The 11,745-nt window shown below is 52.4% G+C and carries 9 protein-coding genes; 7 read left to right on the top strand and 2 right to left on the bottom strand.

Annotated elements, in window-relative coordinates:
- Positions 1 to 170 precede the first annotated feature (170 nt).
- Together HMPREF0673_RS07525 and HMPREF0673_RS07530 are read right to left on the bottom strand one after the other, a co-directional pair.
- The gene (locus HMPREF0673_RS07525) at positions 171 to 623 is read right to left on the bottom strand and encodes a DUF6078 family protein (RefSeq protein ID WP_007900393.1); all 453 of its coding nucleotides are present in this window, start codon (positions 621 to 623) and stop codon (positions 171 to 173) included.
- A gap of 416 nt (positions 624 to 1,039) precedes the next feature.
- Positions 1,040 to 3,304: a hypothetical protein gene (locus HMPREF0673_RS07530; protein WP_007900394.1), complete on the bottom strand. Its 2,265-nt coding sequence runs from the start codon at positions 3,302 to 3,304 to the stop codon at positions 1,040 to 1,042.
- Between the two features lie 164 nt (positions 3,305 to 3,468).
- Here HMPREF0673_RS07530 and HMPREF0673_RS07535 point away from each other — a divergent pair, with 164 nt between their 5' ends.
- From HMPREF0673_RS07535 to HMPREF0673_RS13390, 7 genes are all read left to right on the top strand, one after another.
- On the top strand, positions 3,469 to 4,527 hold the full coding sequence (locus HMPREF0673_RS07535; protein WP_007900396.1) for a glycerate kinase family protein: 1,059 nt from the start codon (positions 3,469 to 3,471) through the stop codon (positions 4,525 to 4,527).
- A gap of 154 nt (positions 4,528 to 4,681) precedes the next feature.
- The gene (locus HMPREF0673_RS07540) at positions 4,682 to 6,004 is read left to right on the top strand and encodes a TolC family protein (RefSeq protein WP_007900397.1); all 1,323 of its coding nucleotides are present in this window, start codon (positions 4,682 to 4,684) and stop codon (positions 6,002 to 6,004) included.
- Between the two features lie 181 nt (positions 6,005 to 6,185).
- Positions 6,186 to 7,301: an HlyD family secretion protein gene (locus HMPREF0673_RS07545; RefSeq protein ID WP_007900399.1), complete on the top strand. Its 1,116-nt coding sequence runs from the start codon at positions 6,186 to 6,188 to the stop codon at positions 7,299 to 7,301.
- On the top strand, positions 7,302 to 8,999 hold the full coding sequence (locus HMPREF0673_RS07550) for an efflux MFS transporter permease (RefSeq protein WP_007900400.1): 1,698 nt from the start codon (positions 7,302 to 7,304) through the stop codon (positions 8,997 to 8,999).
- 105 nt (positions 9,000 to 9,104) lie between these two features.
- Complete coding sequence (locus HMPREF0673_RS07555) at positions 9,105 to 9,998, top strand: helix-turn-helix domain-containing protein (RefSeq protein WP_007900402.1); 894 nt, start codon at positions 9,105 to 9,107, stop codon at positions 9,996 to 9,998.
- Between the two features lie 66 nt (positions 9,999 to 10,064).
- The gene (locus tag HMPREF0673_RS07560) at positions 10,065 to 10,403 is read left to right on the top strand and encodes a hypothetical protein (RefSeq protein WP_157591662.1); all 339 of its coding nucleotides are present in this window, start codon (positions 10,065 to 10,067) and stop codon (positions 10,401 to 10,403) included.
- Between the two features lie 44 nt (positions 10,404 to 10,447).
- Complete coding sequence (locus tag HMPREF0673_RS13390) at positions 10,448 to 11,710, top strand: leucine-rich repeat domain-containing protein (protein ID WP_007900412.1); 1,263 nt, start codon at positions 10,448 to 10,450, stop codon at positions 11,708 to 11,710.
- The last annotated feature ends 35 nt before the right edge of the window (positions 11,711 to 11,745 follow it).

The raw sequence follows: 11,745 nt of genomic DNA on the forward strand, positions 1-11,745 counted from the left end.
GAAAGTAGTCAACTAAAAGCGTTAAACTACATAGTTAGTAATATTCCGGCAGTGATGGAGCGTTACTCCGGCGCTACCGGAATGATTCTCCAGTGCTACCGGAATGATTCTCCGGTGCTACCGGAATGGCATTTTAGTCATGCAGGAATATCTGCGTTTGTGTAAAAAAATTACTGGAAGTCGAGGGTTTCTTCTGAGCAATCGAACTCTATGTCCTCATAACCATACTGTGAAAAAAGTTGTTTTATCCACTCCTGCTGCTCCGGCGAGAGCTGACGCTCGCCGTGGTGATAGCGGTAGTATGTGCTGCACCCACCGAGATACTCCCTCATGAGCGAACGCAAAGTAGGTGCGTCACACAGCTTCACGTCCTTGAACAGGCGGCTGAAGCCCCATGCCATACGCACGATGCGCAGCCGTTTGAACTGGGCGCATTCCCCGTCCGGGCGTAAAGCGTGTGGATAGACGGCGTTGCCCCATATGCGCGACTCGCCAAGAGCCACGGTGGCACGATAGCGCAGGCACTCCTCGCGTCGTTTGCAGTCGGTGTTGAAACAGTAGATCCAGTTGTGCGGGATGTTGCTGCTCTTGATGGTAGCGTTGATGATGTTTGTGTTTTCCATAATACTAAGTTTTTTAAATGTTCATGTATGTTTTCTAAAATTGCCGCAAATGTACAATTCTGCGCAAGCGTTGTCAAGAGTTCGGCACATTTTTTTTCAAACTCGCAGGCGGGCGGTTGAGGTGCTGGCGGCAAACCTGTCGGTTCGGGCTGGTAGATGGACTGACAGATAACCTGATAGATACAGCTTTTGAACGCATCATCTGTCAGCCTTTACACTACTGATTATTAGCGCAATACGAGAACGCTGACAGATATGGCAGCATTTTTCGCAACACAAACTTTTCATACCATAATTGCTTAACGTTTGCATCGGATCATGAGCGATGTGGCAATGCTGCTCATGTCCGATGCAAACGTTAATGATTTTTAATGTAAAACCGTTTAGGTTTCCTTCTTATGCTTTTTTGAGAGTTTTTATTTCATCATATATCCTTTGCCCATCTTCGCGCGTATTGGGTGCAGTGCCTGTGCATCGACATAGCAGCGTGAGCCGGTGAAAGGCTCTATTGTCGGCAGACTGTTGTACATACCGTTCTTTACGCGCGACGCCCAGATGCGGTCGCAGTTACCGAATGTCGATACGAAGGTGTAGTGGTTGCGTTCGCCTATGGCTGAGAGGAAATCCTCCAATTCGCCGGTAGACACCGCTTGATACCAGCCTGTGCGGTGTGCCATGGTGGCGCGTTCTGCGGTGGTGAGTGCAAGCTCGATGGTGCAGACTTCGTTGGGTGCGAGTGTCGTAGCTGTCTTTGGGTCAATCACTTCCAGGGCGTTGCAGAACGCCATAGGCTCTTTTGCCCATGCCTTTATCTGTGCGTGGTCGGTGTATTTCGGAAGTCTCGACTCGTATTCGCTGTAAGCCAGTTCGGTGTTCTGTTCCAGGTAGAGCAGTGCGCGGTGTATGTATGCCGCCAGTTCCTGCCGTGTCACGCTGCCGCTCTGTGGCAGTGCGGCGTCGTCGAGTCCGATGGCACTGGCTGATGCGTCCTTTCCAGACATTTCCTTCACGAGCAGTGTCATGATGGAGCGCAGCTGTTCGCGGGTCACGGGTTTGGTGTAGTCGTTGCCGAGCATGGCGTCGTCGACGAGGTTGTCGCACAGGGCGCGGTTCACGCCGTCCTGCGCCCACACGCTCATCTTGGCTTCCGACTTGCGTGGCAGTATGAACATCTCGTCGCTCGGCAGTTCTGTCTCAAGCAGGCACATGTCTTCGATGCTCTTCAGGTTTTCGAGCATTGAGACTTTGAAATCTTCGAAGGAGCCTTCCATACCCATCATTTTCTGGTCTCTGGGTGTGAGGTGTCTCATGTGATAGCTGTGTGAGATGCCGCAATGGATGCAGCTCTTCCAGTATATGTGTTCTCCGGCTGCGTTCACGCCGATGTATGCCTGGTCGTTGGCAATGTCCTCGTTCATGTCGTGCCATTCCAGTACTTCGGCTCCCGGTCTGGCGCTGAAGGTGTGCGCTTTGTTTCGTTCGCACTTGCCGCAAACCCTACATGAGTAGTACCATTTGAACGGTTGCTTGCATGTGTTGTACTGGCACACGCGGTCGGCAGCCTCTATCTTGGCTGTGAACACATGCTTGGTGCAGGTGAGAAGCTTGGTGGCTGCCACGCCGGCTTTCTGTGCCTCAAACACGTCGCCGCGGTATGTGCGTATGGTGTATGTTGGCTCGGTGGCATCGAGATCCAGATAGTCGAGCACAGCCTTGCCTGCGTTCTCGGGGATGAACAATGTGCCCTTGGCGGTGTAGAGCTTGGTGCTCTGTTCCATGTAATGGCGTCCCCATCTTGACAGCCGCTCGACGGTGGCTTTGTTGAGGTCTCTGACGTATTTCACGGCATCCACCTTGGGGCTCAGCCACACTTCTTTCAGATTGAATATGGTGGAGTATGGGGCACCAAGTGTTTCTGCGAATTCTGAGATGTTGTAGTTTTCCGACCCGTTGCTTACGTCGATTATCATCTTGGTCATCAGCAGGGTGTTGTGATTTTTGTATGCATGTCCGCTCGACGAGATGTATTTCTCATGCATGAATTCGTAGAGCATATCGATCTTGTTGATTACGAGCACATCCAGCGGGTGGTAGTGTGGATAGACTTCGTCGGCCTCTTTACGCGATATGTAGGGCAGTGTGGAGCGGTATTCCTTCTTCAGCACGTCGTAGTCGGAAGAATGGTCGTCTTTCTCCAGCGGTCCGCCCTTGCCACCAGGTATGGTGAATTTCACCTGCATAGTGGGGAAGTAAGGGGCGCTTCTGAGCACGCGTGCCGGTATCCCGTTCACCGTGGCCTTGAAGTTTTCGGTCGACAGCATGTCGGAGCCGTCTATCTTTACCCATTCGGTCTGGTAATCTCCGTCCGGGTCTATCACTATCTCAATCGTGGCTATGTAGGGGTATCCGGCCTTCAGTGTGGGGTATCCATCTTTGTTCTCGCCGAACTCGCCATCCCATGAGATGTCGCGCATTGTGATGACTCCGCTCTTGAACAGGTCACCGTAGGCGGTGTTCACCGCTTTCAGGGCGAGTTTTTCGGCGTTCTCTAAGTCCATTCCTGGAGTAGGAGCGTCTATCGTTATCTCCACCGACTTTATCTTCTTCTTGGCGGTGTCGGCCCACAGCGTGGCGGGCAGCAGAAGCAGAGCCACTGCGAATGTTAAAAACAGTTGTTTCATATTGTGATTAATTTGATTGCGTTATGTTAAATTGTTATTAATGGTGTTCTTAGTGTTGCAAAAATAAACAAGAGAATCCGACGATAGACATGGCAAAGATACAAATAAAATATGATTATCAAATAGTTTTTCGTATTTTTGCACCGTCATAAAACAAAAGACACATGAAATACATACTTGCTACAGATTCGTTCAAGGGCTGCATGTCCTCAGCAGAAGTGGAGAACATAATCGCCGGGGTGTTGGACGCGAAGGGCATTGACACGCTGTGCCTGCTGATGTCGGACGGCGGCGATGGAATGCTTGCAGCGTTTACGACAGCCACGGGCGGAACATTGGAGCCGGTGTACATACACGACCTGATGATGCGCCGCACGGATGCCCATTACGGCGTGACGCCCGACGGCACGGCAATAGTGGAAGTGGCTCAGGCGTGCGGACTCAGCCTTATCAAGGAGGAGGAGCGCAACCCTATGCGCGCCACAACATACGGCGTGGGCGAACTGCTCTCGAGAGCCATCAAGCACGGATGCCGCAATTTCATCATCGGACTCGGCGGCACCGCCACGAGCGATGCCGGCATCGGAATGATAAAGGCACTGGTTGACATCTTCGCACGCGGCAAGAACTTCGACGAGGCGCTGAAGACGGAGCTTGGCGAATGTAGGTTTACCCTCGCCTGCGATGTGGACAATCCGCTCTGCGGCGAGAACGGCGCGGCACATGTATATGGTCCGCAGAAGGGTGCCACGCCAGAGATGGTAGGTCAGCTCGACCGCCGTGCGCAGCTGTTCGCCGAGAAATCAGCTCTGCATTTCGGCTTCGACCGAAGCGCAGAACCTGGAGCGGGAGCAGCCGGCGGACTGGGTTATGCCTTCATGCAGTATTTCGGAGCCGAGATGAAGTCGGGCGCCGACTTGCTGCTCGACATCATCGGCTTCGACGAGAAGATAAAGGGTGCCGACCTTATAATAACGGGCGAAGGCGGTGCCGACCGACAGACGCTCATGGGCAAGTTGCCGCAGCGCATACTGATGCGTGGGCAGCAGACGGGCGTGCCCGTAGGGCTTGTGGCTGGCAGCGTAAGCGACAGGGAACTGCTGCTGAAAGCCGGCTTCGCTTTTGTTGAAAGCATCACGCCCGACGGAATGCCGCTGGAGGAGGCTATAAAAAAGGATGTGGCAAGCAGCAACCTCCGCCGCTTTGCCGATTCACTCGGCTGAAACAGCGGTTTAGGCTGCTAAAAAACTCTTTCTATCAAACTACAATGACATACGAAACCGCATAAAAGGAAAATGTGAACAACTTGTGATATTTTATGAATATACCTAAACGGCTATAAATGCGTAACTTTGCAGCCGAAATATTAATATAGGTATGAAGAAAACATTGTTCACATTTGCCTCAATACTCTTGGCAAGTCAGACGATGGCGCAGGAGACGCTGTCGCTGGCGCAGTGTCTGCAGATGGGTATTGAGCGAAATCTTAATTTGAAAACTTACGAAGGTAATGTGCTTAAAGGCAAGCACAACATCAGCGAGAACCGTTCGCGCCTGTTGCCGCAGATAAATATCGGCGCAGCACTGAACGACAACTTCACGCCGCCCGTATCCGTAACCGACGGCAGAGCCTACGGCAAGCCGTACAACGTGACGAAGACGCTGCAGTACAGCTCGTCGGCAAGTCTGCAGCTGCAGATGCCGCTGTACAGTCAGACAGCTCTCACGGCGCTCGAGATCTCGAAGACGCTCGACCAGCTCAATTCGCTCTCTTACGAGAAGGCGCGCGAGGACCTCATCGTGCAGATAAGCAAGATGTACTACTTAGCGCAGAACACTGAGGAGCAGATCGGCATCATCAAGGACAACATAAAGCGTCTGGAGGAGCTGCGCGACATCACGCAGGCGTTCCACGACAACGACATGGCGCTGAGCGTGGACGTGAAGCGCGTGAACGTGAACCTGGAGAATCTCAGTGTGCAGTATGACAACGCGAGGGCGATGCTCACGCAGCAGTACAACATGATGAAGTACGTGATAGACTATCCTGCCGAGAAGGACATTGCGGTGGAGAAGGGTGACATTGAGGAGGTGAACCTCGCGGCACTCAGCGGACTGAACGAGAATCTGTATGAGCTGCAGCTGCTGAGAACACAGCAGACGCTTGCCGAACAGCAGAAAAAGCTCGCCAAGAGCGGATATCTGCCCACGCTGGCACTCACGGGTAACTGGACGTACATGGCGTACACCGACAAGTTCAAGAACTGGTTCCACTCTGGCGAGTCGAACCACTGGTATAGGTCGAACGGCATAGGACTCTCGCTGCGTATCCCTATCTTCGACGGTCTGGAGAAGCGCTCGAAGATAAGAAAGGCGCAGGTGGACATCGACAACGCGAAGCTTTCTTACGAAAACGCGCTGAAGGGTATGCAGACGCAGTATGCCAACGCCGTGAACGATCTCGCCAACAACCAGCGCAACTTCAGCAAGCAGCGCGACAACTATCTGCTTGCGGAGGATATATATAAGGTGACAAGCGACCGCTATCGCGAGGGTATCGCCTCGATGACCGAGGTGCTGCAGGACGAGATGAGCATGAGCGACGCGCAGAACAACTATCTCACGGCGCACTTCAACTATCAGGTGGCGAACCTCACGTTGCTGAAGCTCACAGGACAGTTGGAGAGGCTCACGAAGTAGAATGTTGAGTTTTGAATTTTGAGTTTTGAATTATGCGCTGCGCGCATTTTGAGTTATTCAATTTTGAATTAAGAATTCGCAACTCAAAAACTCAAAATTCAAAACTCAAAATTCAAAACTCAAAATTGCGACGTATGTCGCAACAATTCAAAACTCAAAACTCAAAATTCAAAACTCAAAAATGGAAACAAACAATAACAACACGAACAATAACAACAGTGAGACTGCACAGTCTACACACGAAGTGACAGCAAAGCAGCTCAAGCGCCAGCGCATACGCCAGATTGTGGTGAGCCTCATCGGCGTTGCCATCCTCGTATGGGGAATCGTTAAGATTGGCTGCATGTTCATGGACTACAAGAGCAATGAGAAGAGCGACGACGCACAGGTGGAGCAGTACATCTCGCCGGTGAATCTGCGCGCTTCGGGCTACATCAAGAAGATTTACTTCAAGGAGCACCAGAACGTGAAGAAGGGCGACACGCTGCTCGTGCTGGACGACCGCGAATATCGCATCCGCGTGATGGAGGCGGAGGCTGCGCTGAAGGACGCTATGGCTGGTGCGAACGTAATAGACGCATCGGTGCAGACAACGCAGACTTCGGCAACGGTGTACGAGTCGGCTATCGCTGAGATTGAGATTCGCCTCGCTAAACTCGACAAGGACCGCCAGCGCTATCAGAACCTCGTGGCTCGCAACGCCGCTACTCCTATCCAGTTGGAGCAGATTGAGACCGAATACAACGCTACGAAGAAGAAGCTCGATGCCACACGCCGCCAGCAGAAGGCTGCCTACTCGGGTGTGAACGAGGTGCAGACACGCAAGAAGAACACAGCGGCTGCCATAGAGCGTGCGCAGGCTGCGCTCGAAATGGCTAAGCTCAACCTCTCATACTGCGTCGTAACAGCACCGTGCGACGGCAAGCTGGGCAGACGCGCGCTTGAGGAGGGTCAGGCGGTGAACGCCGGACAGACCATCACCTACATCATGCCGAACACGCAGAAGTGGGTCATCGCCAACTATAAGGAGACACAGGTGGAGAAGCTGCACGTAGGTCAGAAGGTCGTAATGACCGTAGACGCCTTCGAGGGCAAGGAGTTCGAGGGCAGAATATCTGCCATATCGGGCGCAACGGGCTCTAAGTATTCGCTCGTGCCTACCGACAACTCTGCCGGCAACTTCGTGAAGATTCAGCAGCGTGTGCCGGTGCGCATCGAGTTTGTGGGAATTTCTAAGGAAGACAACGACAAGTTGGCTGCCGGAATGATGGTTATTGTGAAGGCTCAACTCAAGTAAATGACACAAGCAGAGATATACCAGGCGGTTTCGCCGAAGCTGCCTAAGAATTTTCCGTTCTACGACTGGGTGCCCAAGCCTCTCGGCATCGCCTTCCTCGTCATACTTTTCATACCTATAATGACGGTGAGCGGTGCGTACACCGTGAACAGCAGTGAAATGGTGGGAGGACTTGGCATCCAATCGGAACACATAGCGTTCATCAGCTTCGTGACGTCGATAGGTATGGCGGCGTTCTCTCCGTTCTTCTACACATTAGTGAGTGTGCGCAGGCAGAAGATGATGAGCCTCGTGGGCTTCTCCATCTTAGCGGTGCAGAGCTACATCTGTGCCAACACCGACAGCCTGTTCATCCTCGCGCTGAACAGCTTGATAATGGGTTTCGTGAGACAGACGCTGCTGATGTGCAACCTCTTCACGCTTATCAAGTACGGCTTCGGCATCGAGGCGACGCGCAACGTAACGCCGGGCAACGAGCCGAAGGACGAGGCAGGATGGGATGCTCTCGACACGGAGAAGAAGGCGAGTCAGCCTATCATCTACTTCTTCTTCATGCTGCTCGGACAGATAGGCACGTGGATAACGGCGTGGTTCGCTTACAACTACCACTGGCAGATGGTGTATTACGCCATGCTCGGCTCCATTCTCGTGGCACTGCTCATCACCTTGCTTTGTATGCCCTACAACCCCTACCCTACTAAGCACAGTCCGCTCTCGTTCTCGAAGTTCGGCAACGTGGTGGTGTTCTGCCTCATGTGCTGTTCGTTCGTCTACGTCACGGTCTACGGTAAGGTGTACGACTGGTACGACAGCAGCCGCATTTGCTGGGCTACGGCTATATGCGTCGCCTCTACATTATTATTTATATACTTGGAGAAGACGCGACGCTCGCCCTACTTCATGCTCAAGGCGTTCAAGTCGCGCAGCATACAGGGCGGCATACTGCTCTTCATCGGCCTGATGATATGCAACTCAAGTTCGATGCTCGTGAACATCTTCGTGGGCGTGGGCATGAAGACCGACCAGATTCAGGTGGCTGCGCTCGGCAACTGGGTGCTGCTGGGTTACTTCATCGGTCTTGTCACGATACTCATACTGAACAGCAAGGGTGTCCACTTCAAGTGGTTCTTCGCTATGGGCTTCCTGCTCATCGGTGCCGCCTCGCTCTTCATGTACTTCGAGGTGCAGACCGACGGCATGCTGGAGCGCATGAAGTGGCCCGTCGTGATTCGTGCTACGGGCATGATGCTGCTCTACTCGCTCATCGCTGTATATGCCAACCAGCGTATGCCCTACAAGCTGCTCTCTACGTGGGTGTGCATCATGCTCACCGTGCGTATGGTGATAGCGCCAGGCATAGGTTCGGCTCTCTATCAGGTGGTGTTCCAGTACCGCCAACAGTATTACATCACACGCTACGCTCACGACTACGACCGCACCAACGCCGAAACCGCCAAGACCTACGATATGACGGCGCGCGGAATGCAGTATCAGGGCAAGAGCGAGACCGAGGCGCAGCACATGGCTGCCATGTCTACGAAGGGCAAGGTGCAGGTGCAGGCTACGCTCTCGGCTATAAAGGAGATGGCGGGATGGACTATCTACGCCTGCATCATTCTCGCCGGTGTGATGCTTGTGGTGCCGTGGCCGAAGCGCGACATATCGAAAGATACACGCGAGTGGTACATTAACTATTAGGAGGCTGCGGCATTCCTGCCGTAGCCACGCACCCATTTACATGTAAAATATTTTGCAGTGCAGTTTTTTTTCGCTAACTTCGCCATGTCTATACAATTAAAACCTATGACGAACAGCAGCGAAAACATAAACATAAATATTCTGGAGCAACAGATGTCTGACAACGAGGACATCTGTTGCTCTTGTGGTATTATACGGTCGTTCCCCGAGGCACTGCGCCACGACTACCGCGTGGCGGATGTAGGCATTATAGTGTGTCGTTCGGGCAACTTCTCCTTCACATGCGAAAGTGCGGAATACGTTGTGAACAAGGACGAAACGCTCTTCCTCTCCCACGGCGTGCGCTTCTCCGTTACAGCTCAGAGCGGCGACTGCTCCGTTGTCATTATCTTCTATCGCGCCGACTCCATCCGCGACATCCTTGGCAGCACGGTGGTCGGCATGAAGTTTGTGGAGTATATCAATCCACGCTCGTGCTGGGTGATGCATACGGGTCACGAGAACGAGCTGACGAAGTATTCCGAACTGCTCGCCGTACACAAATGCGGCGAGAACGTGTTTGCCGCCAACGAACGCCAGTTGCTGCTGCTCTCGCTCACCTACCGCGTGTGCAGCATCTTCCGCGAACTCTCGAGCGACGGCAGCAACGAGTCGAACCGCAAACTCGAGACGTACATGCAGCTCATGCAGCTCATCGACGAGCACTACATGCACGAGCGCGGCGTACGCTTCTACGCCGACCGCCTGTGTCTCTCGCCAAAGTACCTCACACAGCTCGTGAAGTCGGTGTCGGGCAGTACGGTGCAGCAACTCGTGTTCAAGGCTATCACGAAGAAAGCCATATACCTCATCACGAGCGCCGACAAGAGCATAAAGGAAATATCCGACCTGCTCAACTTCCCCAACGCCTCCGCCTTCGGCACATTCTTCAAAAAGCAAGTAGGCGTGTCACCCGTCAACTATCGTCATAAAAAAAACAAAGCCGTTTCTAATATTTAAGAATATATTTTGTACATTTGTCGGCAAAATAACATCAATAACAACAATAAAAACCAACAAAGCCTTATGAACACAAGACGACTACTGTTCTTGTCTGCCATCTGTCTGACGATGGGCACCACCCAGGTATCAGCACAGGGGTTCCTTAAAAAGATTAAGAACAAAGGAACACAAATGATTAAAGAGGCAGCACCCAAGCCCGTAAAGGAGGTGATGATGCTGTTGAAAACGCTAACGAAGCACCCCAAAACAACACCAGTGCTAACAGATCGGGCAACAGAACCACCCAGAGCCGCAGCACACAGCGAGTACGTGCCAACACCAACCGCCACCCGTCAACCCGAACCGATTTCGAGCCGGCACACAAGACAATCACCATCAAGCTCTACAAAGGACTCGGCATAAAGACGTGGTTAGGACGCAAAGCCTTCAACACACCGCAGCCTCCAATGCAATGCCCTAAACAGCCAGCATGGATCGATGCCCTACCCCAGGTCATAGAGCTCGACAACGCCAGCCTCATAGCCGAATCGAAGATGATAAACAAATGGGTCGAAGCCGACAAACCCTCGTGCGAGCCTGTGCTTGTACGACGCGAACTACTCGACAGTGAAGTAGGCAAGCGCATAAGAGCACTCGACAATGCCGTTAATTACCTCAACAACGCCGATAGCCAAAACGAAAACTTCTACACACCAGCAGGACCATTGGAGCAGGACGCATTCAAACGAACCATGCAGTCGGACTATTCTCCCCTCTACCCTTTGCTCGCAGACGAAACCGTCGCATATCTCAAAAGTATCAACCGCACCTCGAAAGAAGTCTCGGTGAGAGTGTACGAGGGCAACTCGTCACAGGAAAACAGAATGCAGATAGGCGAGATGTGGTTCGATCTGAACTTTCAACGCAATAATGCACGGCTGATCGGCGTAGACAACGACGAGTCGATAGGCAAAGACTACACCGTACCTTCCACCGTGCGCTATGCCGGCCGCACATTCAAGGTGACCGAAATCGAATCTGCTGCCTTTGCCGATATGAAAATAAAATCGGTGACACTCTCACCCGGACTGAAAACAATCGGCTCACACGCATTCTCTCGCACACGCATCACTTCCATCAACATACCATCGACGGTGACCATGATAGACAGCTACGCCTTCCACAGTATGCCTGCGATTACAAGCATCACCGTACCCAACAGTGTCACGAAGATTGGAAATAGTGCCTTCTCCATGTGCACAGCACTGACAGAAGTAGCACTGCCCGTGCGTCTGGAGAAGTTGCCTAACGCCCTGTTCTTCGGATGCAAAGCACTCACAAAGGTTACGCTGCCACAGAACATCACAAAGATAGATATGAGCACGTTTGAAGACTGCAAGGCACTCACAAACATCAGTCTGCCACAATCGGTGGCGGTAATCGATCAGAATGCCTTTAAGAACACAGCCCTCACAAGTGTGCCTGTAACCACGAGTCTGAAGAGTATTGAGAGCGGTGCCTTCGAGGGATGCAACCGCATCACCTCCGTATCGCTGCCCTCACGCGTAGAGGTAGAAATGTTTGCTTTCAAAAATTGTAAAGCACTGAAGAAGGTTGTAATCGGATCACAATACAAGACTCGTACTGATGAACTGCAGATGATTTTCTACGGCTGTCCGTTCATGCCACAGCGCATGACGACAATACCAGCGTGCATAACCTTTAATTAACATATTATAGGAGGGTATGGCATCCCTGCCATACC

The organism is Leyella stercorea DSM 18206 (assembly GCF_000235885.1).
In the GTDB taxonomy this organism is placed as follows: Bacteria; Bacteroidota; Bacteroidia; order Bacteroidales; family Bacteroidaceae; genus Prevotella; species Prevotella stercorea.